The organism is uncultured Jatrophihabitans sp. (genome assembly GCF_964252635.1).
Taxonomy (GTDB): domain Bacteria; phylum Actinomycetota; class Actinomycetes; order Mycobacteriales; family Jatrophihabitantaceae; genus Jatrophihabitans.
In genome coordinates this window covers 19,794-43,853 of sequence record NZ_CAXUNP010000035.1, presented here as the reverse complement: position 1 = coordinate 43,853, position 24,060 = coordinate 19,794, and the positions used below count along the sequence as shown (strand labels likewise).

The 24,060-nt window shown below is 69.3% G+C and carries 23 protein-coding genes; 14 read left to right on the top strand and 9 right to left on the bottom strand.

All coding sequences use genetic code 11. From position 1 onward, the window contains the following. Positions 1-139 precede the first annotated feature (139 nt). The 4 genes from ACFFCA_RS14850 to ACFFCA_RS14835 all read right to left on the bottom strand — a co-directional run bounded on the left by ACFFCA_RS14850 (position 140) and on the right by ACFFCA_RS14835 (position 6,113). Positions 140-742, bottom strand: a complete 603-nt coding sequence (locus tag ACFFCA_RS14850; protein WP_375486109.1) for a cysteine hydrolase family protein — start codon at positions 740-742, stop codon at positions 140-142. 112 nt (positions 743-854) lie between these two features. Beyond that, entirely contained in the window at positions 855-1,706 is an 852-nt protein-coding gene (locus ACFFCA_RS14845) for a DICT sensory domain-containing protein (protein ID WP_375486107.1), read from the bottom strand. A gap of 220 nt (positions 1,707-1,926) precedes the next feature. Next, on the bottom strand, positions 1,927-5,328 hold the full coding sequence (locus ACFFCA_RS14840) for a S8 family serine peptidase (protein ID WP_375486105.1): 3,402 nt from the start codon (positions 5,326-5,328) through the stop codon (positions 1,927-1,929). Between the two features lie 131 nt (positions 5,329-5,459). Then, the gene (locus ACFFCA_RS14835) at positions 5,460-6,113 is read right to left on the bottom strand and encodes a TetR/AcrR family transcriptional regulator (RefSeq protein ID WP_375486103.1); all 654 of its coding nucleotides are present in this window, start codon (positions 6,111-6,113) and stop codon (positions 5,460-5,462) included. Positions 6,114-6,189: 76 nt separating this feature from the next. Between ACFFCA_RS14835 and ACFFCA_RS14830 the strand changes: the two genes are divergently transcribed. From ACFFCA_RS14830 to ACFFCA_RS14805, 6 genes are all read left to right on the top strand, one after another. Continuing rightward, positions 6,190-6,426 carry a hypothetical protein gene (locus tag ACFFCA_RS14830; RefSeq protein ID WP_375486101.1) on the top strand — a complete coding sequence of 79 codons (237 nt, stop codon included), beginning with the start codon at positions 6,190-6,192 and terminating at the stop codon, positions 6,424-6,426. A gap of 47 nt (positions 6,427-6,473) precedes the next feature. After that, complete coding sequence (locus ACFFCA_RS14825) at positions 6,474-6,878, top strand: DUF1801 domain-containing protein (protein ID WP_375486099.1); 405 nt, start codon at positions 6,474-6,476, stop codon at positions 6,876-6,878. 82 nt (positions 6,879-6,960) lie between these two features. Further along, positions 6,961-7,287: an ArsR/SmtB family transcription factor gene (locus ACFFCA_RS14820; protein ID WP_375486097.1), complete on the top strand. Its 327-nt coding sequence runs from the start codon at positions 6,961-6,963 to the stop codon at positions 7,285-7,287. Continuing rightward, complete coding sequence (locus ACFFCA_RS14815) at positions 7,284-7,808, top strand: SRPBCC family protein (RefSeq protein WP_375486095.1); 525 nt, start codon at positions 7,284-7,286, stop codon at positions 7,806-7,808. The genes ACFFCA_RS14820 and ACFFCA_RS14815 overlap by 4 nt, the downstream gene beginning before the upstream one ends. A 166-nt stretch (positions 7,809-7,974) precedes the next feature. Next, positions 7,975-10,632 carry a PA14 domain-containing protein gene (locus tag ACFFCA_RS14810; protein ID WP_375486093.1) on the top strand — a complete coding sequence of 886 codons (2,658 nt, stop codon included), beginning with the start codon at positions 7,975-7,977 and terminating at the stop codon, positions 10,630-10,632. Between the two features lie 135 nt (positions 10,633-10,767). Continuing rightward, positions 10,768-11,622 carry an HAD-IIB family hydrolase gene (locus ACFFCA_RS14805; RefSeq protein WP_375486091.1) on the top strand — a complete coding sequence of 285 codons (855 nt, stop codon included), beginning with the start codon at positions 10,768-10,770 and terminating at the stop codon, positions 11,620-11,622. A 28-nt stretch (positions 11,623-11,650) separates the two neighbouring features. Here the strand turns inward: ACFFCA_RS14805 and ACFFCA_RS14800 are convergent, their stop codons facing one another. From ACFFCA_RS14800 to ACFFCA_RS14790, 3 genes are read right to left on the bottom strand one after another with little or no spacing between them, the layout of a single operon-like run. Next, complete coding sequence (locus tag ACFFCA_RS14800; protein ID WP_375486089.1) at positions 11,651-12,256, bottom strand: DNA-binding response regulator; 606 nt, start codon at positions 12,254-12,256, stop codon at positions 11,651-11,653. Continuing rightward, positions 12,253-12,993 carry a sensor histidine kinase gene (locus ACFFCA_RS14795; RefSeq protein WP_375486087.1) on the bottom strand — a complete coding sequence of 247 codons (741 nt, stop codon included), beginning with the start codon at positions 12,991-12,993 and terminating at the stop codon, positions 12,253-12,255. The genes ACFFCA_RS14800 and ACFFCA_RS14795 overlap by 4 nt, the downstream gene beginning before the upstream one ends. 13 nt (positions 12,994-13,006) lie before the next feature. Next, positions 13,007-13,840: a TetR/AcrR family transcriptional regulator gene (locus ACFFCA_RS14790; protein WP_375486086.1), complete on the bottom strand. Its 834-nt coding sequence runs from the start codon at positions 13,838-13,840 to the stop codon at positions 13,007-13,009. Positions 13,841-13,908: 68 nt separating this feature from the next. Between ACFFCA_RS14790 and ACFFCA_RS14785 the strand changes: the two genes are divergently transcribed. The 8 genes from ACFFCA_RS14785 to ACFFCA_RS14750 all read left to right on the top strand — a co-directional run bounded on the left by ACFFCA_RS14785 (position 13,909) and on the right by ACFFCA_RS14750 (position 20,250). Beyond that, positions 13,909-14,487 carry a TetR/AcrR family transcriptional regulator gene (locus ACFFCA_RS14785; RefSeq protein WP_375486084.1) on the top strand — a complete coding sequence of 193 codons (579 nt, stop codon included), beginning with the start codon at positions 13,909-13,911 and terminating at the stop codon, positions 14,485-14,487. 204 nt (positions 14,488-14,691) lie between these two features. After that, the gene (locus ACFFCA_RS14780) at positions 14,692-15,189 is read left to right on the top strand and encodes an FBP domain-containing protein (RefSeq protein WP_375486082.1); all 498 of its coding nucleotides are present in this window, start codon (positions 14,692-14,694) and stop codon (positions 15,187-15,189) included. Between the two features lie 60 nt (positions 15,190-15,249). Then, positions 15,250-16,227: an ABC transporter ATP-binding protein gene (locus ACFFCA_RS14775; protein ID WP_375486080.1), complete on the top strand. Its 978-nt coding sequence runs from the start codon at positions 15,250-15,252 to the stop codon at positions 16,225-16,227. Beyond that, complete coding sequence (locus tag ACFFCA_RS14770; RefSeq protein WP_375486078.1) at positions 16,224-17,030, top strand: ABC transporter permease; 807 nt, start codon at positions 16,224-16,226, stop codon at positions 17,028-17,030. Before ACFFCA_RS14775 ends, ACFFCA_RS14770 begins: the two co-directional genes overlap by 4 nt. 46 nt (positions 17,031-17,076) lie before the next feature. Further along, complete coding sequence (locus ACFFCA_RS14765) at positions 17,077-17,265, top strand: DUF4177 domain-containing protein (RefSeq protein ID WP_375486076.1); 189 nt, start codon at positions 17,077-17,079, stop codon at positions 17,263-17,265. After that, positions 17,262-18,908 carry an FAD-dependent monooxygenase gene (locus tag ACFFCA_RS14760; protein WP_375486074.1) on the top strand — a complete coding sequence of 549 codons (1,647 nt, stop codon included), beginning with the start codon at positions 17,262-17,264 and terminating at the stop codon, positions 18,906-18,908. Before ACFFCA_RS14765 ends, ACFFCA_RS14760 begins: the two co-directional genes overlap by 4 nt. Then, a complete protein-coding gene (locus ACFFCA_RS14755; protein WP_375486113.1) occupies positions 18,905-19,867 on the top strand; it encodes an FAD-dependent monooxygenase in 963 nt (320 codons plus the stop codon). The genes ACFFCA_RS14760 and ACFFCA_RS14755 overlap by 4 nt, the downstream gene beginning before the upstream one ends. 32 nt (positions 19,868-19,899) lie before the next feature. After that, entirely contained in the window at positions 19,900-20,250 is a 351-nt protein-coding gene (locus tag ACFFCA_RS14750; protein WP_375486073.1) for a VOC family protein, read from the top strand. 66 nt (positions 20,251-20,316) lie between these two features. On the opposite strand, the gene dnaB is transcribed toward ACFFCA_RS14750, so the two are convergent. Continuing rightward, a complete protein-coding gene (dnaB, locus tag ACFFCA_RS14745; protein WP_375486071.1) occupies positions 20,317-23,205 on the bottom strand; it encodes a replicative DNA helicase in 2,889 nt (962 codons plus the stop codon). Positions 23,206-23,599: 394 nt separating this feature from the next. Continuing rightward, complete coding sequence (rplI, locus tag ACFFCA_RS14740) at positions 23,600-24,049, bottom strand: 50S ribosomal protein L9 (protein WP_375486069.1); 450 nt, start codon at positions 24,047-24,049, stop codon at positions 23,600-23,602. Between the last annotated feature and the right edge of the window lie 11 nt (positions 24,050-24,060).

Below are 24,060 nucleotides of genomic sequence, written 5' to 3'. Positions count from 1 at the left end.
CCCCCCCCCCCCCCCCCCCCCCCGGGTGTGGCCCGCGCGCTCCGGCGACAGACCGCGGCGAAGCGCGGACAACTCACGGTGGTCAGGCCGGGACGCGTCGAAGCGCGGACAACTCGTGGTGGTGACCTCGTGGTGGTGATCAGGTGGGGATGTCGGACGCGGTGGGCACCACGACGCCGAACAGGTCGGCGATCGCGGCCAGGCTCGCGACCTGCAACGCGCTCGCCGACACCGCCGACTGCCCGTCGGTGCCGGGGAGCTCGCGGGTGGCGGTGGCCCCGGCGACGACGGACGGCGCGTAGCCGAGGCTGAACGCGCCGCGGGCGGTCGAGTCGACGCACATGTGGGTCATGAAGCCGGCGAGCACCAGGTCGCGACCCGGGGCGGCCTGCAACCGGTCGTGCAGGTCGGTGCCGACGAAGGAGTTCGGGTAGTTCTTGACGACCACCGGCTCGCCGTCACGAGGAGCAACCCGCTCGACGATGCGACCGATGTCGTCCTGCACGTCGTACAGCGAGCCGGGCCCGTCGTCGTGCATGACGTGCACGATGGGGATGCCGGCGTCCCGCGCGTTCGAGAGCAGCTCCTCGGCCTGGTCGAGGGCCGCCTGCACGCCCTCGAGCTCCAGGACGCCGCGGGTGTAGGTGTTCTGCAGATCGATCATGATCAGCGTCGACTCGGAGAGCGGGGCCGGTGTCGCCGGCATCCCGCTCATGTTGCGCATCGTCGGGTGTTCGCTCATGCGGGTGTCCCGTCCTCGTGCTGTCGGCGCACAGATTCTCGGTGCAACCGGATCCGGTGCACCCGGCGAACGTTAGTCCCGAGCAGGCTGCGGACCCGCTGCGGTGCGGTCCTCACCGGCGGGACTGCTCCAGGTAGTTCACCATGCGGTTCAGCAGGCCGCTGGCCCGTCCGAGGTCGGCCGACGCGGCAGCCGGGTCGCCGTCCAGCATGCCGTCCAGCTGGGGCCGCAGCGACGGCACGAACGTCTGCGCCAGGTCGGTGCAGATCTCGGCGGCGTCGCGCACCACGCGCGGGTCGACCGACCACACTGCCTCGAAGCGTCGCTCGGCATCGGGCACGCCGTCCTGGCCGGGGTGCTCCCACCCAGCGACGCACGCGGGCAGGTCCCGGGACTCGCAGACCACGGCCCACTCGCGCCGCAGGGGCACGTCAGGGGGGATGGGCACCGTGAGCAGGTCGCCGCCGACCTTGTCGTCCGGCTCGCGGGTGTCGCCGAAGTCGGCGAAGACGACGGCCACGCGCGCGGTACTGGCGAGGTCGCGCCACCGGTCTCGGGACTCCAGGAAGAACGAGGCGTTCTGGAACAGCGTGAACAGCGCGGGTCGCTGGGCGCGGGCGCAGCACTCGTCCTCGACGGCCCGCGTGAGCGCGAGCAGCGTCGCCTTGGACATGGCCTGCGGGGTGAGGTCGGGTCGCCGCCGCATGAGCTGGGCGAAGATCGACGGCTCGGGGTCGTCGGTGCGGGCGCCCGCCCGCTCGATCGCCGCGGGCAGGCCGAGGCCGCTCTCGCGCAACCGGACGACCTGCTGCACGAAGTCGACGTCGCTCGTGGCGTACCGACGGTGCCCTCCGGGCAACCGCGCCGGCTTGGGCAGGCCGTACCGGGTCTCCCAGCTGCGCAGGGTCGGGGCCGGGACCCCGGTGCGGCTCGCCAACTCGGTGATGGACAGCCCGTCATACATATCTGTCCACCACCTTTTCTTGTTCACTTTGCCGAGGTAATCTTCCACTGCGTGCATAACAGAGTGCGCGGCAGGCGGTCAGGGCGCGGTGTCGAGGCACCGACCCCCCCGCGATGGCGCCTTCAACCGCGCTCTGACCGTTTGCACCCCTTATACCCAGCGCGCCCCGCCACCGACGGCGCGGCCGGATCCGGTGTGGACCTCGGCCGCGCCGCGGCTGCTAGCGGGTGACCGTGTAGGAGTAGGTCAGCGCCCTGACCTCCTCGGTCAACGTCGAGTAACCAGCGGGACCGAACGGCTGCGCGATGTCCACGTACAGCGTGCCCGTGTGCCGGCTGCCCACCGCCCCGTGCGGCGTGAAGTGCACGGTGATCGTCGCGTGGCGGCCCGGCGCGATGGTGATCGCGTGGGTCGCCGGCGCAGCCGCTCGTACGGTCGCGAGCAGCGGGTCGCCGGTCGAGCTGGTGACGTCGCCGTCGAAGGCCCGGGCGCGGACCGCGGCCGACATCGTGACCGAACCGGAGGGCTGGCCGTCGGCCGGGACCGGTCCCAGCGGTGATGGGAACGCCGCCCACTGGGTCGAGCCGACCTCGGGTGCCGAGTGCGTCGCGGTCGCCGACCGGCCGGACACGGTCGACTCGGTGTCCGGGTTGTTCGGCGCGTTCAGCGTGGTCGGCGAGTCGAGCGGCATGAGGTCGAACGTGATCGGGTCGGTCGACGAGGACCCGACGGTCAGGCTGCGCACCTGCGTGGGCACCAGCCAGGCCGGTACGACGTCGTCGCTCGCCAGCGGGAAGGGGACGGTCCGGCTGTACGGGTTCGTCTTGTCCGGTGCCTCGCCGGCCACGTCGCTCGCCACCAACGGGTACGTCACCAACGAGTTCGTCCGCCCGTCCACGAAGTAGGTCTGCGGGGTCGGGCTGGTGTTGGTGATGCGGATGGTCGCCGTCGCCGCGTGCCGCTTGCTGACGCGCACGTTGTGCGGCACGGAACCCGACACCGCGGCGCCGTTGAGCACGAACGAGCCGCGGAAGGTCAGCGGCAGCGCCGCGCCGGACGACTGGTTCTGCAGCTCCAGTGTCAGCTGGTAGCGGCCCGGCCGCGGGTTGGCGTGCACCAGCTGCAGGCCGCCGTAGCTGCGGCCGGTCGTGGCCGTGCCCGTCGGGGGCAGGTCGTTGCGGCCGGTCGAGACCGGCTCCCCGCTGGGGTCGGACAGGTGCGCGATGATCTGGTTCGACGGCACCCCGCTGACCGCGACGTTGACGTCGAGGTCCCGCGCGCCCGACGGGACGTCGACCAGGTAGGTGAAGCTCTGCGCCGGGCTGAAGTCACGCCCGTTGGCCTGGTCGAAGGTGCCGCTGAAGGTGGCCGGACGGCGGGTGGTGACGCTCTGCACCGCACGGTCGACGATCGGCACCGTCGTGGTGAGGCCGAAACGGTGCGTGAACACCAGCGAGGATGCGGCGGCCTCGTTCGCGGGGACGGTGGTCGTCACCCGGAACTTCTGCGAGCCGCCTTGCGGGATCGTTGCCGACGCGGGAGACACCGAGCCGGCCGAGGTGGCCGTGAAGTAGGTGGTGCGCAGCGAGATGGGCCCGCTGACCGTCGAGGCGTCCGGGGGTCCGGCGCTCCAGACGATTGCGGTCCAGGTGCCGGGTGCCGGCTGGTGCACGTCGACGTGCCCGTAGTTCCCGGTGCCCTGCGGCAGGGTGTAGGCCGTGAAGGTCTTCTGCGGGTCGAGCAGGCTGGCCCGGACGTACTTGGTGCCGTCGCCCGCGATGCTGACCGCGGCGTCCAGCCGGTCGGTGCCGACCGGCACGGTGAACGTCTTGAGTACGTAGGGCCGCGGCCGACCCAGGGCGTCCTGGAACGTGGGCGCGGTCTTCGGGTCGAAGGCGACGCTCTGCACCTGCCGGCTGCTGACGTGCGACACCTGGCGCACCGCGGCGGTCACCCGCTGCGGGCCGGTGCCCTGGTTCGTCAGGGTGACGGTGTCGGTGACGTGCTTGCCCGGTGCCGTCACGTTCTTCACCTGCGGGGTGCTGGCCGACAGCTCCTGCCCCGCCGGCTGTGCCGTGCGGTAGTCGTGGGCCAGCTGAACGGCCCGGTAGGTGTTCAGCAGGCCCGCGCCCTGCTCGTCGGCGGGCAGGCCGAGGTCGTCGGCGGAGCTGGTCAGGACCGTGCGCACGACGGCGGGCGTGGGGGTCGCACCGTCATGTCCCGCGCGGTAGGCCTGGATGACCAATGCCGCGGCGCCCGCCGTGAGCGGCGCCGACTGGCTCGTGCCGCCGAACACCTGGATGTTGCTGGGGTTGCCGTTGTAATCCGTGCAGTCGACGTACTGCGGATCCCCGCTCGGCAGCGTGGCATTCGAGCACAGCGACCAGCCGAGGTCACCCGGGGCGAGCAGGTCCTGCACCCGGTTGGTCTGCGAGATGCCGCCGGACGACAGCCCCGACACCTGGTTGCTGGTGTACTTCCCGTTCGACAGCGGGAACGCGTAGTTGTCGGTCTGGGCGTAGACGCGTTCGGAGGTGCTCGCGCCGGCGGCGATGACGTTCGGGTCCGTGGATGCGGTGCCCAGCGTGTTGCCCGTACCGGAGTCGCCCGTCGACGCCGTGACCGCGACACCCGCGTCGATGGCGTCCTGGTTGGCGATGCTGATCGGGTCGGTCGCGTTGTCGGGGTAGGGGTTCGAGCCGAACGACTCGTTGAGGACGTTCACGTGGTCGACGTTCACCGCGTAGTCGATGGCCTGGACGATCGTCGACGTCGGCGCGGTCAGCAGGTTGTTGGCGAAGACCTTGAGGGCCACGACGGACGCGCCGGGCGCCATGCCCTCGATGCGGATGTCGCACCCTGCCGGCAGCGGGTGGGCGGGGGTGACGAACGAGGAGATGTCGTAGCTCGTCCGGCCCTGCGCGGCGATGCTGCTGACGTCGCCCATGGCCTCGGCGCCGCTGGTCGGCGAGGTCGTCCCGTCACCGGAGAAGTCCCGGTAGTCCGTCACGACGTGGGAGCCGTCGGCCCGGATGAGGTCGGGCTGGTTGATGTCGGTGCCGTCGGCGATGAAGCCGACCTTGACGCCGCTACCGGTGTAGCCGAGGGACCGGGCGGTGGGGGCGGTGCCCTGGTCGCTGTCGGTGTGGGTGAGTTCGAGCGCCTCGGGCTCGAGCTGCGGCGTGCTGCCGGACGGGCAGTAACGCCCCTGCGGCGTCGCCGCCTTGCTCTTCACCGGCGCGCCGGTCGCCGCCCGCGAGGGAAGGGCGATGGGCAGGTCGGGCACGACGGCGGTGACCGCCGGGTTGCTCCTGAGCGCGGCGAGGCCCCCGGCCGGGACGGTGGCCGCGACGGCGTTGACGGCCCGGTAGGCCTTGGTCGTGCGGCCGCCCAGCTTGCTGATCTGCGCCCGTACCGGTGACTGGTCGGCCTTGACGGCGGCCCGTCGCTTGCCCAGATCCCTCGTGGTGGCCGGGACGTTCTGGTGCTGGCCGAGGATGACGATGACCCGCTCGGGCCTGCCCGAGGGCTTGGCCGGCGCGGCGGTCGCCGCGGGCAGCACAGCTGCCTGGGCGACGGTGGCGAGGGCGACGGTGGTCAGAGCGATCAGGGCTGTGCGCAAGGGTGTTCCGTTCTGCCGGGCGCGTCCCTTACGCGCCACCCAGGCCTTACCTAACCGCTCCCTAGGAGAACCTGGCAAGGGCCCGACGTGCCCGTGTTCGTCGATTCGCTGCCATGCGAACTACGTGCGGTTCAGAGCCCCAGCAGCTGGTCGCGGAGCATGGTGCTCAGCCACTGCTGGTAGCGCCGTGGCGGCCAGCCGCGGTCGACGACGAGCAGGCGGTAGACCTCCGGCGCGAGCAGGGCGTAGACGATGTCCGCTGCCCGAGGCTCGGACAGCCCGTCGCGCAGGGCGTGCCGCCGGGCGAGTGTCCGGGTGAGCTGCCGCTGGCCGCGGCGGCGCTGTTCGGTGATGTTCGACCACAGCTGCGCCACGGAGGCGTCCGATCCCGCCGCGGCGGCGAGCACGTGGAACAGCGCGTTGCCGCGGCGGTTGATGCCGGTGGTGACGGCGACGACGCCCGCGATGATCTGCTCGGGTTCGGCTTCGGCCAGGGACGCGACGACGGCCGGTCGGTCGCGCACGGCGACGTCGCGGTCGTCCCCGCCGATCGACGTGTCCAGCACGGCCTGGAGGATTCCGAGCTTGCTGTCGAACAGGCGGTACGTGGTCGCCGGCGGAACGCCCGAGCGCGCGCTGATCGCCTCGACCGTCGTCGCGACGTAACCGCTCTCGACGAACAACGCCGCCGCGGCGTCGACGACTGCGCGCCGGGCGATCCGGGTGCGCGACTGCTCGCGCGACGACGCGTCGTCGCGCTTGACAGCTGGGTTCCGACGCGCCACATTATTGATAGTAACGCTCTCGTTTCGGAGTTGACCGAAGAGCACAGTGAACGTCGTAAGAAGAGTGAGGTCGACGATGAAGACGATGACCTGCCGGCAGCTCGGTGGACCGTGCGACGAGCTGCACCGCGGCGAGTCCGCCAACGACGTGATCAAGGCTCAGGACCGGCATCTGCGTGATCGCGTGCGGGACGGCGACGACGTTCATCGGCCGGCGCACGAGGACATGAAGAGTCGGTGGCGCAACCCCGTGGGCGGCATGCGCTGGTACCGAACGGCGAAGAAGGACTTCGCGGCACTGCCCGAGGATTGACCGGCGACCGGGACGGGATCGGCCACCCAGGACACGAGGAGAACGGTATGGCGAAGGCGAAAGAGGCGCCCCGGGGTGCGGCGGCGGCGAAGCGCATCGACGCGCTCATCGCGCGGACCGACGACTGGCGTGGGCAGCGTCTCGCCGAGGTGCGGCGCCTCATCCTCGACGCGGTCGACGGCGTCGAGGAGACCTGGAAATGGATGGGCAGCCCCGTCTGGGAGAAGGACGGGATCATCGCTGTCGGTGACGCGCACAAGAGCAAGGTCAAGCTGACGTTCCCGCACGGTGCCCAACTCGCCGACCCGAACGAGGTCTTCAACAACGGTCTCGGTGGCAAGTCCTGGCGATCCATCGACCTGTTCGAGGACAGTGAGCTCGACGTGGCGGCGTTCCAGCAACTGGTTCGCGCCGCGGCCGAATACAACGCAGCGCACTCCACCTCCCGCTGACGACGGCCTGCGGCTCGGGCCGGTCGGATGCGCGGCTTAAGTACCTTGCCAGTTACGTAACCATCTTGGTACGGTCGGGAACGTGGAAGCGGTCCTGCACGCGCTGGCCGATGCAAGTCGGCGGACCATGCTCGAGGCCCTGGCCGACGGACCGGCGACCGCGGGCGAGCTGGCCGCCCTCCTGCCCATAGCCCGGCCCGGCGTCTCACGCCATCTGCGGGTGCTGCGCGAGGCAGGCCTGGTCGAGGCGCGCTCGGAGGCGCAGCGCCGCATCTACGAACTCCGCCCCGATGCGCTCGCCGAGGTGGACGACTGGCTGGCGCGTTGCCGGCGCACCTGGGAGCAGCGGCTGGACGCCCTGCACACCGAGGTCGCCCGCGGCGCCCGCGAACGAAGGAGCAGATCATGAGCGACGACGGACCCGTCACGACCGGCGTTCTGGGCAGCCTGCGCGTGGTGTCTTCCGGCCGGGGCGCGGTGCGTCTGCAGGACCGCTTCGACACCGACATCGACGACCTCTGGTCGGCCCTGACCGATCCGGCACGCCTGGCCCGCTGGCTCGGGCAGGTCGACGGCGACCTCGTCGTCGGCGGTCGGTTCCGGGCTTACTTCCTCGCCAGCGGGTGGGAGGGTTCCGGACGGGTGGTCGCCTGCGAGCAGCCCCGGCACTTCCTGCTCGCGACCCAGGAGGCGGGCGAGCCGGACGAGCACGAGGTCGAGGTCACGCTGACCGCCGACGGACGACAGACCGTCCTGGTCGTCGAGGAACGCGGTATGCCCCGGGACCAGCTCGCCGGCTACGGCGCCGGAACGCACATCCACGTCGAGGACCTGGCGGCCTACCTCGAGGGCCGGGGCCGGTGCGAGGCCCGGCTGCGCTTTGACGAGCTGTTCCCGGCCTACCAGGATCTCGCGACGACCGTCGACTGAGGCACCGGCGTACTCCTCCCGTCCTGATCGAAACGATCCGAAAACTGACCGTTATGGTCAATTAGTGATCGGTATTGACAAGTCTGCGGTGGGCCGCTTGACTCCGAGGCGCAGAAGCGTGCGATAACGCGCGAAAACGGCCAAACGGGGGGACGAAGGAGTCCTGATGCCTCAAGCCAGTGCCGCGTGGCGACGCACCCGACGGACCAGTCTGTTGCTGGTCGTCCTCGCGCTCGCCGCCTCATTCCTGTCGGTCTACCGGGCCGAGGCGGCGCCGGCCGCCGGGAGCTCCGGCCTGCCGGGCCTGCGCGGTGACTACTACACCGCAACCGGCGGAGGCCAGGGCTCGACCGACTGGACCTTCGGTACGTACAAGGCCACGATCGTCGACCCGAACGTGTGGTCCGACGACCTCACGGGCCGGCTGAAGATGCTGACCGGCTCGGACACCAGCGCCGCGATCCGGTGGACGGGCAACCTGGACGTCCCCACGACAGGTACGTACCGGTTCAACTGGTACGGCGACAACGGCCTGCGCCTCTACATCGACGGGCAGGCGGTCATCGACCACTGGATCAACGACTGGAACGTCAACGTCCCCGGCTCGGTGGCGTTGACCGCCGGCCGCCACACCTTCAAGGCCGAGTACTTCCAGGGCGACGGCGGTGCCTTCGCCAACCTGAGCTGGGCTCCGCCCGGGCAGGCCGAGCTCAGCCGCATCCCGGACGCCGACTTCACCCTGCCGGACGGTTTCGTGCCGACCGTCGCGAAGGCGGCGGTGGCCAAGAGCGGCACGACCGTGCGCATGACCTTCGGCAAGCCGCTCGCCTCCTGGCCGGCCGGCGCCACCTCGCACCTGTCATTGGGGTTCCCGGTCCGTTCGGCCTCGATCGACCCGAAGGACCCGTCGACCCTCGTCGTCACGTTGGACGGCACCGTGTACCGCACGTGGTCGGAGCTGACCGCGGCCTACGACGGGACGGGCGGTGCAACCTACGCCGACGGTTCGACGGTGCCGAAGTTCTACGCGTCCGTCACCAACGGATCCACGAAGGACCTCGAGACCAAGTGGGCCAAGGACGTCAACCCCCGCAACCCGCTGCCCGACTACCCGCGGCCCGAACTGACGCGGTCGAAGTGGAAGTCGCTCAACGGCACCTGGGACTTCACCGGCGCCGCGTCCGCCAAGGCGGTGAGGACGGTGCCGGCGCGGACCGCGAAGTTCGCGAAGAAGATCGTCGTCCCGTACCCGATGGAGTCCACGCTGTCGAAGGTGCGCAAGCACTACGACTACTCCTTCTACCGCCGTACGTTCACCGTGCCGCGCGGATGGACGCAGCGGGTGGTCATGAATTTCGGTGCCGTGAACTACCGCGCGACGGTGTGGGTCAACGGCACCCAGGTCGCGACGCACACCGGCGGCTACCTGCCGTTCAGCGTCGACATCACCAAGGCGCTGCATCGCAAGGGGACGCAGACGGTGACGGTCGGCGTCACCAACACCGGCGCACCGCAGCAGCCCCAGGGCAAGCAGAGCCTCGACCCGTCGGGCATCTTCTACACGGCGTCCTCCGGCATCTGGCAGACGGTGTGGCTGGAGCCCGTGTCGGCAAAGCACATCGACCAGGTCGTGTTCACGCCGAAGCTGCCGAACGCACCGAGCACCACCGGGGCATCGGTGACGGCCCGGGTCAACAGTGCGACCTCGCCGTCCGGCACCGTCGTCGTGAAGATCAAGAACCACGGCAAGGTGGTCGCGCAGGGTCGGGGCACGGCCAATAAGGCCTTCAGCATCGCGCTGCCCCATGCGCGACTGTGGAGCCCGAGCGATCCGTTCCTCTACCAGGCCTCGGTGACGCTGCGCGACGGTCGCCGGTCGGACACGGTGGGTTCGTACTTCGGTGAGCGCACGGTCAAGACCGGGCTGGTGAACGGGGTGCCCAAGATCCTGCTCAACGGTTCGCCGACCTTCGTCAACGCGACCCTGGACCAGGGCTTCTGGCCGGACGGTGCCTACACCGCGCCGACCGACGCCGCGCTGAAGTGGGACGTCGCCGAGACCAAGGCCATGGGCTTCGACGCGATCCGCAAGCACATCAAGGTCGAACCGGCTCGGTGGTACTACCACGCCGACCAGCTCGGCATGCTGGTCCTGCAGGACATGCCGTCGATGCAGAGCGACTACACGCCGACTGCGGCGCAGGACATCGCGTTCCGCAACCAGTTGCGGCAGATGGTGCAGTACCTGAAGGGCACCACCTCGATCATCTCCTGGGAGCCGTACAACGAGGGGTGGGGCCTGGACCGCAACGACGTGGGCAACGCGGTCAGCGAGGTGAAGCTCGCGGCGGCCACGGTCTCCCTGGCCGATCCCAGCCGGCTGGTCGACGCGGAGTCCGGCTTCAACTGCTGCGGCAGCGTCAACACCGACACCGGTGCCGGCAACATCGTCGACTGGCACACCTACACCGGTCCCGCGACGCCGAAACCGGACACGGCCCACGATCGTGTCGCCATCGACGGCGAGCACGGTGGGTGGGGCCTGTCCATCCCGCAGCACAGCTGGACGCAGGGCTTCATCAACTACGCGGGGGCCAGCACCAGCGCGGAGTTGACGGACAAGTTCGTGCAGACGCAGACGACCCTGGCGGGTCTGGCCGCGTGCGACCTGTCCGGCGGCGTCTACACCCAGACCACCGATGTCGAGGGTGAGATCAACGGGCTGTGGACCTACGACCGGCGGGTTCCCAAGATGGACATGGCCCGGGTCCGTGCGGTGAACCTGGCCGTGATCAAGGCCGGGATGAGCGCCGGCCACTGCTGAGCCGACGTCGGGGGGCGGTGCTCATCGCGCCGCCCCTCGACGCGCTCCGCGCTTGCCGGCCTGAGCCGCAGTGGGCCGGTAGGCGAGCATCGCCTCGACGCCCGTCTTAAGACCGGCACACGGGATGATCCTGACGTGGCATCTGCGCGAGAACCCGGGTGCGCCCCATTGTTCGTCAGCGACCTCGACTTCACCCTGCTGCGCAGCGACGCCACGCTGAGCGAGCGCACGACCGCAACCGTGAACCGCGTGCTTGCGTCCGGGCAGCAGTTCACGTGCGCCACAGCCCGGTCGTACTCCTCGACGCTGCGCGTCACCGCCGGCCTCGAGCTCACCCTGCCGCTGATCACCTACGGCGGCTCGGTGCTGTACGACCCCGTCGCCGGCGAGGTCACCGACGTCGCCGCCCTTCCGGATGACACCGTCGCTGCAGTCCTGGACGCCACGGCGCGGCATGACCACGTCGAACCCCTGCTGTACGTGATGCTCGACGGCCGCGACCGGGTCTGCTGGCGGGAGGCGCATGCCAACCCGTTCATCGACTCCTTCGCGGCCAGGCGCCGGAACAACCCGCGCCTGATGCCCCTGCCGGACTGGTCGGTGATCGCCGATGCGCCGGTGTTCTACGTGACCCTGATCGGGGAGCGACCCGCCATCGATCAGCTGCGCGTGGACCTCGAACCCCATCTGGCCGACTGCTTCGACACCGTCGGGCCCGACGGCTACCACCGCGACCAGACCTGGTTCGAGATCACGTCAGCGGACGGCACGAAGGCTGCGGCCGCACGTCGGCTACAGGCACGACTCGGTGCCACGCAGCTCGTGGCCTTCGGGGACAACCTCAACGACCTGCCGTTGTTCGCGGCTGCCGACCACAGCTGCGCGGTGGCGAACGCCGTCCCCGAGCTGCGCGCGATCGCCACCGAAGTGATCGCGGACAACGACTCCGACGGTGTGGCGGCGTGGCTCGAGCGGCACGCCCTGATCTGACTCCGGCACCGGTATGTCCCGCCCCGGCTCAGAGCCAGCCGTGGTCACGAGCTCGGTCGGCGGCCTCGAGCCGGTTGTGTACCCCGAGCTTGTGCATCGCCGATGACAGGTAGTTGCGCACGGTCCCCGGGGCCAGGTTGACGGCCTGGGCGATGTCGGTCGCCGTGGCAGTCGGCCGGACGTGACGCAGCACGTCGAGCTCGCGATCGGTCAGGGGACTGTCTCGGGTGTCCAACGCCGTCAGCGCCAGCTCCGGATCGACGTAACGGCCGCCTCGATGGACACGCCGAATCACGTCGGCCAGCGTGGCGGCCGGGACCGTCTTGGACACGAACCCTGCCACCCCGGCGGCCAGCGCCCGCCGGAGCACACCAGGACGGGCGTGGCGAGTGACGATGACGCAACGCAACGTAAGGGCTTGGGCGGCGAGGCGCTCGACGACCTGCACCCCGTCCATGCCGGGCATCTCCAGGTCCAGCAAGGCGACGTCCGGACGATGTTCGCGTACAGCGGCGACGGCGTCGATCCCGTCGGCCGCGGTCCCGACGATGTGCAGGTCCGGCTCCATGCCCAGCAGGCTGACGACGGCGTCACGCATCAATTGCTCGTCCTCGGCCACGACAAGCTTGATCATCGTGTCGCCAGTGACGAGACGGCATTCGCGCGACGCGGCTGGGGTGCTCGTGCGGGCACGGCTGCGACCTCGGCGGGAGCACGGGTGGCCACTGTCGCGCGCACGGCGAAGTACCCGCAGCCGTGGTGGCCGGCGCTCAGACCACCGCCGTGTTCGGCGAGCAACCGTGACAGCCCGGCCAGTCCCGAGCCGCCGGACGACAACGCCGTGCCCGCTTCGGCGCCGTCGTTGACCACGGTGACACTGGCCTCGAAGCAGTGCTCCTCCACCGTGATGGAACACCGCGTGGGGGCCGAGTGCCGCAGTACATTCGTCACGGCTTCGCGCAACGTCCGCGCCAAGGGGTCTCGCGCCCGGTGGGAGACCGATCCCGCGTCGCCGGAGACCGCTACCTCGACCCCGGCCGAGTGGAAGAGCGTTACTGCGCCGGCCAGTTCGTCGGCGAGGTCAGTGGGTCGTCGGCTGCGTGCCAGACCGCGGACGTCGTTCATGGCCGAGCGAGCGACCCGCTGAATCTCGATCAACTCTCTGCGCGCCCGCCCTGCGTCGGAGCGGACGACCCGGTCGGCGAGTTCGGCCTTGAAGGCGACCACTTCGAGCGCATGGCCCAGGATGTCGTGCAGGTCATCGGCGATCCGCGCCCGTTCCCGTGCCTCTGCGGTAGTCAACGCGACCCGGGCAGCGGCCAGTTCGGCCTCGAGGCGGTCGTTCTCGGCGGCCAGTGCGTCTGGGGACATGGCGAACGGCTTCCTAGCTTTCAGCGACGGGGTCGCCCACGGCCCCGCCGGTGCTCGTTCGGACTGCGTGGGCAAGCCGCTGCGACAGACGGCGCGCATCGACGCGGTCGTAGCGTTCGGCGAGCAGCTCCCGGCTGATGTCCTCGTTGACGACCCGCACCACGGCTGCGGCTGCGGCGGCGTGCAAGCGGACCTGCGGGTCGTCCAGGGAGGCCCTCAGCCGGCTTCCGATGACGACGGCCATCTCGCGCTCGACCCGGTCGCACACCATGAGCCAGCTGGAACGCAAAGCAGGTTCGGTGTCTGCGAGTCCCACCATCTGGATCGAGATCAGGTCGTCGGTCGAGCGGCGGACGTCCGGCTCGCGGACGCGCTCGGCGAACTCTGCCGCGAAGTGATCCTCGAGCGACAGGTGCGCCGGCCACCGACGCAGCATGGCCATCAACGCCTCGACGTTCTGCTCGATGATCGGCTCCGCGCAGCTCTCCTTGTTCCGGAAATGCCGCCACAGTGTGCGGACCGACAGGCCCATCGCGTCGGCAATCTGCTCGCCGGTCGTTGCCGTGACGCCCTGCTCCCAGAACAACCGGGCCGCTTCCCGCGAGATGTCCAACAGGAGCCTTCGCCGCCGGCGTTCACTCATCGCGCCGCTCCGACGCTCGGAGACGGGCGTCGGCGGCGTCATCACGGGCTCTGACGTCACACGCCACTTTGGCATTAAGTGACAGAAAGCGTCAAACGGTGACAACTCTCGAGCCCGGTCGCCAAGGGGCGCCGCCGCTCCAGCACGGCCATGAGCGTTCCGCGCGGTAGGCGAGATGACGCCATGGAGCACCGTCTGCGACATCCTGAGAAGATACGAACCGGTTCGTCTCGTGTCAAGACGGCCCGTCTCGTCTTGGGTAGGGTCTGACCATGCCGTCAGAAGGTCCCGACCCCAGCCGCCGGAACGAACGTTCCCGGCGAGCGATCCTCGATGAGGTCGTGAACCTCATCGGCGAGGTGGGCTACGCGCGAGCGTCGGTCGAGGAGCTCGCCCGCCGAGCCGGAGTAGGAAAACAGACGGTTTACCGGTGGTGGCCGTCCATGGGGGCGGTGGTGCTGGAGGCGATCACCGAGCGGTCGGCCTCGGTTGTCCCCTTCGCCGACACCGGCGACCTCGTCGCCGATCTCCGCACCCAGATGATGAGTGTCATCGACCTGTTCACCACCAGGTTCGGCGCGGTCTACCGGGCGTTGATCGCAGCGGCACAATCAGACAACGCGCTCTCGCAGGCGCATCTCGACCAATACATCTTCCCGGCGACCGTTGATTGTCGCCAACGATTCGAGACGGCGATCGAGCGCGGCGAGATACGCGGCGACATCGACATCCAAGCCACGATCGACCTGCTGTACGGCGCCATCTACTACCGATTGGTGTTGCAGACCCGACCCCTCGACCCGGCGCAGATCGATGCAGCGTTGGACATCGTCGTCCGGGGGCTGAAGTAGCCGACGCCACGGGAAGCAATAGCACTCCCTCTGTGAACCGCACGTCCGTCAGGGTCGGTGTCATGTCGACACGTGACGCTCGGGACTACAGCGATCTCGGGCGCGTTGCCAGTCTCGTCATGGCAAAGCTCGAATCCGATCGCACCGGCTACCCCGCCGGCTGAGTCTGCGCACTGCACTCGCCCCTGCCTCGAAGGAAACGTCGTGAAGCCCGTCTCGAAGTCGGAGATCCAGCGTGCGCTGGTCAACGTGACGAAGAGTGAACGAGCCGCTCTCGGCGTTCCCGCTGATTTCACCGACGTGCAGTGGCCGGTGCTCGACTTCTACGGCTGGCGTGACCCCAAGTTCCCGCAGCGCGGCTACCTCGTGCACAGGCAGCAGGACACGCTGGTCGCCATCGCCGTCAGCACCAGCGGCGGCGGGCTCGCGCCGGGACGCAAGGCCATGTGCGGGATCTGTCACGCCGTGGACAACTCACGCGCCGTCGAGCTGTTCACCGCTCGTCGCACCGGGCCCGCCGGACGTGCCGGCAACACCGTCGGTACCTACATCTGCGCCGGTCTCGACTGCTCGATGCAGTTGCGCGACCCGACCAACAAGGTGGGTCGCTCCAGGTTGGACACCGATCAGGACCTCGACGTCATCGCGGCGAAGATGCTCAGCCGCCTCAACGCGTTCCTCGACACCGTCCGGACGAACTGAACCTCACCGGCGGCCGCACCCCGTGGGCGACGCCGAACCCGATCATCACCAGGAGTGGACATGAACCAGGCCATCACCGCACGCGGGCTGCGCCGCACCTACGGACGGGGGCGGGACGCGTTCGAGGCTGTCAGGGGCATCGATCTCGACGTCGGTGACGGTCAGATCTTCGCCCTGCTGGGCACCAACGGGGCGGGCAAGACCTCGACGCTGGACCTGCTCGAAGGCCTGACCACCCCCGACGCCGGGCAGGTGCAGGTCCTCGGCCTCGACCCCAGGCGGGAGCGCCGGCGCGTTCGACCACAGGTCGGGATCATGCTGCAGTCCGGTGGGTTGCCCGGCGAGCTGACGGTCACCGAGACGCTGCAGATGTGGCGCGGTACGTGCACCGACCCGACGACCGTCGATGAGGTGCTCACCGCGACCGAATTGCGACACCGCCGCGACGTGCGCGTCGGTCACCTCTCAGGCGGCGAACAGCGACGCGTGGATCTGGCGTGCGCCCTGCTCGGCCGACCCCGCCTGTTGTTCCTGGACGAACCCACCACTGGACTCGACCCCGAGAGTCGCCGCGCGACGTGGCGGCTGCTCGCCGACCTCAACGCACAGGGCATGACGATGGTGCTCACCACCCACTACCTGGACGAGGCCGAGGCTCTGGCCGACCAGATCGCCATCGTCCACGAGGGCGCCGTCGCCCGCCGCGGCACGTTGCGCGAGATCGTCCGCGATCACCCCGCGACGATCGTCGTCGACAACCCGGGCGCCGGTGCACCGCCGCTGCCGTCCTTCGACGGGGCGACCGTCGACGTCGGTCCGCAGCTCTCGCTCAAGACGCATCAGCTGCAGGCGCACCTGTACGAGCTGCTCATCTGGGCGGAGCACAACCGCGTGCAACTCACCGGGCTGGACGCACGTCACGCCTCCCTTGAATCCGTGTTCCTGGACATTGCCGCCGACCACACCGCCGACCCGCATGACGCCCACGGCCGAGACGCCGCTGCGTCTGCACTGGGCCCGACTGGAGCCAACCGATGACCACCATGCAACGCCCTGCCGAACACCGTCGGCACCCATTGCGGGCGCTGGCGACCGCCGAGTACCGGCAGTTCCGACGCAACACCACGCTGCTCTATCTCGGCACGCTGTTTCCCGTCGGCATTCCGCTGCTGACGTTCTTCGTCGAGCGCCATGCGTCGATGGGTGGTCGGGAGACCAGTGCGTTCGAGCTGTTCGCGCTCATCGCACTGCTGTTGGTGCAGTACTACTCGGTGCTGTCCCTGGTCACCACCCGCCGCGGCGAAGGTGTGTTGAAGCGCCTGCGCACCGGCGAGGCCGCCGACTGGCAGATCCAGGCCGCGCCCACCGTCCCCGGTGCTGTGCTCACCGTGATCGGTGCGGTGATCGTGGCCGCTGTCGTCTACGGCGCTGGTGCTCCGGCTCCGGTCAACCCCGTGGCGTTGGTCCTCGCGGTGGTCGCCGGCCTCGTCATCTTCTCGCTGCTCGCGCTCGCCACCAGCGCCGTCACCAAGAACGCTGAAGCCGCGCAGATCACGTCCATCCCGGTCATCACGCTGGCCGTCATCGGCCTGGCTTCGATCCGCACGGTGCTACCCGACCGTCTCGCGACCGTCGCGGACTGGACACCCTTCGCGGCCGTGTCCGACCTGGTCTCGCTCGGCACGGCCGGAAAGCCCGCGACGGCCGGCAAGTCGTACATCGCCCTGGACTTCGCCGGCACGTTCCACCACTTCGGACGCCCTGTCGCGACGTTGGTGATCTGGGCGATGCTCTCGCTCGTGCTCGCCCGCGTCTACTTCCGTTGGGACATCCGCGACTAGAACACTGCCCCATTCACACCGACGACATCAGGAAGAGGCACGGGCCATGGCAGATCAGTGGCAGTACAAAGTCGCGACCTACAAGCTGAAGTTCAAGGGCTTCGACTACACCGAGATCGAGCGCGATCTCAATGAACACGGCAGTCAGGGGTGGGAGATGCTGAGCACCATCGCCCCCAGCTTCGGTGCCGGCCAGGCGGTCGAGATCGCTGTCGTCCTCAAGCGGCCGACATGAGGTACGTACTCATCGGTGCCGGAGCCGTCGGCAGTGCCCTCGGGGGGCTGCTGGCCCATGACGGGCACGCCGACGTCCTGCTGGTGGGCCGCGGGGACCACGCCCGGTCCATGCTCGACCACGGCCTCACCGTGCGTTGCCCGGACACGACCTTCACGGTGTCCGTGCCGGTGACCACCAGCTCCGACCACGTCGAGTTGTCCGTCGACGACGTCCTGGTCCTGACGACCAAAACCCATCAAGCCGAGGCGGCCCTCACCGAATGGGCCGACGTCCCCGTCCGCGACATCGCCGGTGAGGTGGTCGGAATCGCCGCCGACGTCCTGCCCGTCCTCGTCGCGACGAACGGGGTGGCGAGCGAGCAGATCGCGCTGCGGTACTTCGCCCGGGTGTTCGCGGTCTGCGTCTGGTTCCCGGTCGTCATGATCGAGCCCGGCGAGGTGATCGTTCGAGGCGCACCACTACGCGGGGTCTTCCACGTCGGGCGCTACCCCGGCGTCGATGTCGCGAGCGCCGCAGACACCGAGCTGCTCGACCGTCTCGCCTCGGGTTGGCGCGCGGCCGGCTGCCTCGTCGAACTCCCGACAGCAGTCACACCGTGGAAGTACCGGAAGTTGCTGTCCAACCTCAGCAACATCGTGCAGGCCCTGCTCGGAGATGCGTCGGATGCAGCGGACATCGAGAAGGCCGCCGAGGACGAGGCGCACGACGTTCTGCGGCATGCGCACATCCCTGTCGTCGCTGAGCAGGAGGCCCGATCGGGGTGGCACCCACCCGGGTTGTCCTTCTCCCCCGTCCCGGGAGAACCTGAACAGCTCGGCGGATCCACCTGGCAGTCCCTCGTCCGCGGCACCGGCACGATCGAGACCGATTTCCTGAACGGCGAGATCGTGCTCATCGCACGACAACACGGTCGGGCCGCACCCGTGAACGCCCGACTGACCGTCCTGGCCCGCCGCGCGGCACGACAGCGCATGCGACCCGGAGCCATCACCGCCGACGAGTTGCGTGGTCTCGTCCGTCCTCGACGTCGGACGCAGTACTGGGGGCGCCCGGTGACCGGGTCGACGCAGGCCGAGGACGGCCCAGCGGTGCTGATCGTGGGCGCGGGCCCGACTGGGCTGACGCTCGGCGTCGAGCTGGCGCGTCGTGGTGTGTCGTTCCGCCTGATCGACGCCGCCGGCGGCCCACAAACCGGTTCGCGCGGCAAAGGGGTGCAACCGCGCACCTTGGAGGTCTTCGAGGACCTGGGAATCGCAGCACGCGTCCTCGCCAACGGTCGGTTGGCCATGCCCATCCGGGTCAACGTCAGCGGCGGCCAGGTCATCCTCGGTGGCGCCGAACCGGAGGCGCTGAAGAACCGCCCCGACATCCCGTACACGACAAGCCTCATCACGCCGGAATGGCGCGTGGAGGAGGCGTTGCGGCTGCGGTTGGCCGAACTCGGCGGCCATGTCGAGTTCGGCACCGCACTGACCGGCTTCGAGCAGACGGAGGATGGCGTCTTCGCGACCGTCGTGAACGGCGGGAAGGCCGAGACGGTCCGCGCCGGCTGGCTGATCGGGTGCGACGGCGGCCACAGCACGGTCCGTAAGCAGGCCGGCATCGCGTTCGTGGGGAGACCCGCGAGTCGGTGCGCATGATCGTCGCCGATCTCCACGTCGACAATCTCGACGCCGACGTCTGGCACATGTGGCGCCACGACGACGGCCCGGTGAGTCTGTGCGCGCTGCCCTCCACCGACACGTTCCAGTACCAGGCTGGGATCTCGCCGGGGCAGGACCCTGGGCTCGGCCTCGCGAACCTGCAGACCATCCTCGACCGTCGCAGCGGCCAGTCCGACATCCGCCTTCGCGACGTGGAATCGGTGTCGCTGTGGCGCGCCAACGTCCGTCTGGTCGAGCGGTACCGGGAGGGTCACGTGCTGCTGGCCGGCGACGCGGCCCACATTCATTCGCCCGCCGGCGGCCAGGGCATGAACACCGGCATCCAGGACGCGTACAACCTGGGGTGGAAGCTCGCCGCGGTCATCTCCGGTGCTGCGCCGGCCTTGATCGGCACCTATGGGGACGAGAGGCGGCCGGTCGCGGCCGGCGTACTTGCGCTGTCGGATGAACGGCTGAAGCAGACGCTGGAACAGCACGCCGTCCCCATCAGGCGTGATGTCGACACCACGCAGCTCGGGGTCAATTACCGAGGCAGCCGGCTGGCGCATGACGACCGCGACAGCGTTGCGCTGCTCCGTGCCGGCGACCGCGCCCCCGACGCGACCCACCTCCGGACCATCCGCGGCGAGCGGCGACTGTTCGACCTCCTGCAGGGCGTGGCGTTCACGGTGTTGAGCTTCGCCACCACCACCACCACCGCCGCCCGACTTGTGTCTGCGGACGTGACCGTGCTGCACGTCGTCGACGAACCGACCAAGCCCAACGAGGTCGAGGATGTAGCAGGTCATCTCCGTGACGCCTACCGCGCGACGCCGCACACACTCGTCCTGGTCCGACCCGACGGGTACATAGCCGTGATCTCCGACGCGGGGGACGCGTCGGCGATCACGGGATATCTCTCGGATGTCGCGGGGACCGGGCGGCCGTGGAGCTGAGGACGCCGGGCCCGGCGTGTCAGACTCGGCCGATGAAGGCGGTCGAGGTCATCACCAACCTGCACACCGACGACGTCGAACGGGCTCGGGAGTTCTTCGCGTTCCTCGGGCTCAGCCAGGACGGGATGGACCAGGGCTGGGTGGCCCGTTTCGTTTCGCCGACCTCCGGTGCGTCCGTTCAGGTCGTGACCCGCGACGCGACCGCCCCGGAGGACTCGGTCATGACCGTGAAGGTCGACGATGTGGACGAGGCGTACGCAGAGGCGCAACGCCGCGGGTACGAGATCGTGCATCCGATCAGCGACGAACCATGGGGCATCCGTCGCTTCTTCGTCCGGAACCCCGACGGACACGTGATCAACGTGGCCGCTCACCGCGAGTAGGGCGACCCGGTCCTTTCACGAATGCCAGCGGGCCGGTTGTCGAGTCAGGGCGAGCCAGGCACCACGTCAGCTGGGCATGTCCGCGAAGCGCGAGTACCGGCCCTGGAAGGCTACGGCCACCGTCGCGGTGGGCCCGTTGCGGTGCTTGGCGATGATGAGGTCGGCCTCGCCGGCCCGCTCGGTCTCGGGTTCGTACAGGTCGGGCCGGTGCACGAGCAGCACCATGTCCGAGTCCTGCTCGATGCTGCCGGACTCGCGCAGATCGGACAGCATCGGCTTCTTGTCGGTGCGCTGCTCGGAGCTGCGGTTGAGCTGCGAGAGAACCACCACCGGCACCTCGAGCTCCTTGGCGAGCAGCTTGGTGGCACGGCTGAACTCCGACACCTCCTGCTGGCGGGACTCGACGCGTTTGCCGCTGGTCATCAGCTGCAGGTAGTCGATGACGATGAGCTGTAGATCCTGTCGCTGCTTGAGCCGACGCGCCTTGGCCCGGATCTCCATCATGGTCAGGTTCGGTGAGTCGTCGATGTACAACGGCGCTTCGGCGAGCTCGGACGAACGCCGAGCGAGACGCGTCCAGTCCTGGTCGTTCATGTGCCCGGACCGCATGTTCTGCAACGCGACGCCGGCCTCGGCCGAGAACAGCCGCATCATGATCTCGAGCTTGCCCATCTCCAGGGAGAAGATGGCCGTCGGCTTCTGGTGCTTGACCGCCGCGGAACGCGCGAAGTCCAGGGCGATCGTGGAGTTGTGCGTGGGGATCATGGTGGGTCCGGCGAGATACAGATGATCGTCGTTGTCGACCTGGATGCAGCGCACAGGAACGGACCGGATCCGCCGCACGGCCGTGATGAAACGGCGGCTCGTGCTGGGCCGGATCGCCGTAACCTGTCGTGCTGCCTTCCGGTCGAGCCCGAAGACCCGGTCGTTGGTAGTGAATGCGACCGTGAAACAGGTCGACGACGCCGGCGTGCGGCCGGGCACCGCTTTCGTGCGGAGACTTGCCTTGTAGCCGAGCCCGACCACGAGGTCGCGAACGTCGTACGCCAGGCGCTTGTTGGTAACCGCGAACTCGATGGACCCCGTCGCGGTCGCGTAGCCATCCGTGTCCAGCAGCCCGCGCAACAGAGCGCGACGCTGCTCGACGCCGGCGCGCAGGTACCTGGTCGGGATGTGCTTGTTGCCGAGAACACCCACTGTGCGCAGACGAGCCTGGACCGTGCCGCGAGTGGTGCGGCAGGTCGCGCAGCGATCCCAACCGTTCACCGGGCCGCCACAGTCCGAGCACCGAGGCGCAGCGACCGGTCCCGAGCGGAACCGCACCTTGCCGCCGCACGACTGGCCACAGGTACGGACCTGAGGCAGGGCGGGTTGGAATCGTGCGCCGCACACCTCGCACGATCGTGGCGAGACGATTGAGGCCGGCAGGGACAGCCGGTAACGGAGCGGAGCGCCGGTTGCCACCACATCGATCCCCTCGGCACGGATGAGGTCGAGGATCTGTTCATCGGCGCACGTCAGGGTCGCCGAGGCCGACGTGCCGTCGCCCAGCCACGCACCGAGAAGGTAGGGCGGCACGAGAAGGTCCGCGTCGTCGAGCTGGAGTGGCGCTGCGCATGCGACGGAATGGTTGAGGCGGCGGTCAGCCGTGGGGCAGACGACACTGGCCGCGATCTGCTCCGTGGTACGCACCTGAGGACCCGGCTCGCACCCCACGCTCCGAACGGCCGAACCGGAAGCACGACGCTCCAGCTCGGCCAGGACCTGTAGGCGGAGGTAGACCGGGGTGCGCCAGTCGTAGGCGCGTTGCGGCCCCGCAACGGAGCGTGTCGCGCGGCCCACGCTACCCGCGCTCCACGCTGCTCTCTCGAGCATCGTCCGTGCGTCGGGACCGAACTCGGCAACCAGTTCGCGAACACTGACCAGAGCGTCGTCGCCTGCTGCGGGTACCAGCTCGGCGAGATGAGCGGCCACCTTCGTCCGAACGCCGCAGGTGGGCATCACCGGTGCCGACCGAACGGTGCGGCGGTCGGCACGGGTCTTCGTCAGCCACTGGTGCTCAGCGTCGGCGACGATCACGCTGCCGTCGGAGAACGTGACCTCGTAGCACGGGCGGTCAGACATGACGTCCGTGGTCGCGACCACCCGGGTGGGGCGACCGTCGGCCCCCATGACGTGGTCCCCGACCTGGACGTCGCCCATGGTGGTCCACCCCGTCGGCGTGACAAGTGGCGTGTCGAGGGCAAGGGCCTTGCCGCTACCCGGCCGTCCGGCCACGGTGACCATCTGTCCGGCGTGCAGGCCGTTGGTGATCTCGTCGAGTTGCTGGAAACCGGTCGGGATGCCGGTGCCGATGCCACCGGTCGCCGAGATCCGCTCGATCTCGTCGAGGGTGTTCTCGAGCAGCGACCCGATGTGGACGTAGTCCTCGGCCGTGCGCCGCTCGGTGACGTCGTAGATCTCGACCTGAGCGCGGTCGACGACGTCGTCGATGCTGCCGTCGAGGTCCTCACCGCTGCCGGAGGACGCGTCGTACCCCATCTGCACGATGCGCGTGCCCGCGGTCACCAGCCGCCGCAGGGTGGCCCGGTCGGCCACGATCGCGGCGTAGTACCCGGCGTTCGCCGCAGTGGGCACCATCGAGATCAGCGTGTGCAGGTACGGCGCCCCGCCGACCCGGTTCAGCTGGCCGACACGGGTCAGCTCGGCCGACACCGTGACCGCGTCGGCCGGCTCGCCACGGGTGTAGAGGTCGATGACGGCGTCGTAGATCTGCTGGTGCGCCGGACGGTAGAAGTCACCGGGCCGGATGCGCTCGATGACGTCGGCGATCGCGTCCTTGGACAGCATCATCGCCCCGAGGACCGACTGCTCGGCCTCGATGGCCTGCGGCGGGGTGCGGTCGAACTCGCCGCTGCGCGAGGTGCTCTCGCGCGCATCGCCGACCAGCGTCATGGCCGCCTACCCTCCGGACAATCGTGTGCGATCTGACCGCACGAAGATCTACCGCGCAGGTCTGACAGTTCTGCGCGGCCGACGGGAACGAGGCGGTGTCAGGACCGTATTGCTCCGCGGGCGGCACCACAAATGCACCTGTGGGACACCCGGTGGGCAACTTGTGGAAATCGCCGGGCGGCGTGTGCACACAGGTGTGGACAAGGGTGGGGACAAGTCCCGCTCGGGCCTGCCATACCCCCGGAAACACTGGGCTCCGGCGGTCAGGATCGTGTGGAGAAAAAGATTCTCGACCTGACTTCTGCGGACCTTTCAGGTGTCGTAGAGGTTAATGGCGACGGGGAGGACACCCGGACCTGGTCCGAGAGTCCTCCCCGTGGGCAGGTCGGTTCGACTAGCCGGCGGCCGTGACCGTCACCGGCACCGAGGCGACGACGTCCGGGTGCAGGTCCACCGTCACGGTGTGCGTCCCGGTGGTCTTGATGTGCCCGTCGATCTGGATGCGCTTGCGGTCCAGCGTCGGGCCCCCGGCGTCCTTGACGGCCGAGGCGACGTCGGCCGCAGTGACCGAGCCGAACAGCCGGCCGTCCTTGCCGGCGCGGGCGTCGAGCGACACCGACAGCTTCTCGAGGTCGGTCTTGATCTCGCGGGCGTGGCCCAGGTCGCGGATCTCGCGGGCGTCACGCGACCGCTTGATCTGGACGATCTGCTTCTCGGCGCCCTTGCTCCACAGGATCGCGGCACCACGGGGCACGAGGAAGTTGCGGCCGTAGCCGTCGGCCACCTCGACGATGTCACCGGCCAGTCCGAGGCCGGCGACCTCGCGGGTCAGGATGAGCTTCACGGTGTCCCTCC

Excerpts from the sequence above, each read along its gene's own strand:
- ACFFCA_RS14790 (WP_375486086.1), bottom strand. The coding sequence starts at position 13,840 with ATGTCGCAGACGGTGCTCCATGGCGTCATCTCGCCTACCGCGCGGAAC.
- ACFFCA_RS14775 (WP_375486080.1), top strand. The coding sequence starts at position 15,250 with ATGAACCAGGCCATCACCGCACGCGGGCTGCGCCGCACCTACGGACGG.
- ACFFCA_RS14825 (WP_375486099.1), top strand. The coding sequence starts at position 6,474 with ATGGCGAAGGCGAAAGAGGCGCCCCGGGGTGCGGCGGCGGCGAAGCGC.
- ACFFCA_RS14755 (WP_375486113.1), top strand. The coding sequence starts at position 18,905 with ATGATCGTCGCCGATCTCCACGTCGACAATCTCGACGCCGACGTCTGG.
- ACFFCA_RS14850 (WP_375486109.1), bottom strand. The coding sequence starts at position 742 with ATGAGCGAACACCCGACGATGCGCAACATGAGCGGGATGCCGGCGACA.
- ACFFCA_RS14800 (WP_375486089.1), bottom strand. The coding sequence starts at position 12,256 with ATGATCAAGCTTGTCGTGGCCGAGGACGAGCAATTGATGCGTGACGCC.
- ACFFCA_RS14760 (WP_375486074.1), top strand. The coding sequence starts at position 17,262 with ATGAGGTACGTACTCATCGGTGCCGGAGCCGTCGGCAGTGCCCTCGGG.
- ACFFCA_RS14765 (WP_375486076.1), top strand. The coding sequence starts at position 17,077 with ATGGCAGATCAGTGGCAGTACAAAGTCGCGACCTACAAGCTGAAGTTC.
- ACFFCA_RS14815 (WP_375486095.1), top strand. The coding sequence starts at position 7,284 with ATGAGCGACGACGGACCCGTCACGACCGGCGTTCTGGGCAGCCTGCGC.
- ACFFCA_RS14810 (WP_375486093.1), top strand. The coding sequence starts at position 7,975 with ATGCCTCAAGCCAGTGCCGCGTGGCGACGCACCCGACGGACCAGTCTG.
- ACFFCA_RS14830 (WP_375486101.1), top strand. The coding sequence starts at position 6,190 with ATGAAGACGATGACCTGCCGGCAGCTCGGTGGACCGTGCGACGAGCTG.
- ACFFCA_RS14770 (WP_375486078.1), top strand. The coding sequence starts at position 16,224 with ATGACCACCATGCAACGCCCTGCCGAACACCGTCGGCACCCATTGCGG.
- ACFFCA_RS14845 (WP_375486107.1), bottom strand. The coding sequence starts at position 1,706 with ATGTATGACGGGCTGTCCATCACCGAGTTGGCGAGCCGCACCGGGGTC.
- ACFFCA_RS14795 (WP_375486087.1), bottom strand. The coding sequence starts at position 12,993 with ATGTCCCCAGACGCACTGGCCGCCGAGAACGACCGCCTCGAGGCCGAA.
- dnaB (WP_375486071.1), bottom strand. The coding sequence starts at position 23,205 with ATGACGCTGGTCGGCGATGCGCGCGAGAGCACCTCGCGCAGCGGCGAG.
- ACFFCA_RS14785 (WP_375486084.1), top strand. The coding sequence starts at position 13,909 with ATGCCGTCAGAAGGTCCCGACCCCAGCCGCCGGAACGAACGTTCCCGG.
- ACFFCA_RS14750 (WP_375486073.1), top strand. The coding sequence starts at position 19,900 with ATGAAGGCGGTCGAGGTCATCACCAACCTGCACACCGACGACGTCGAA.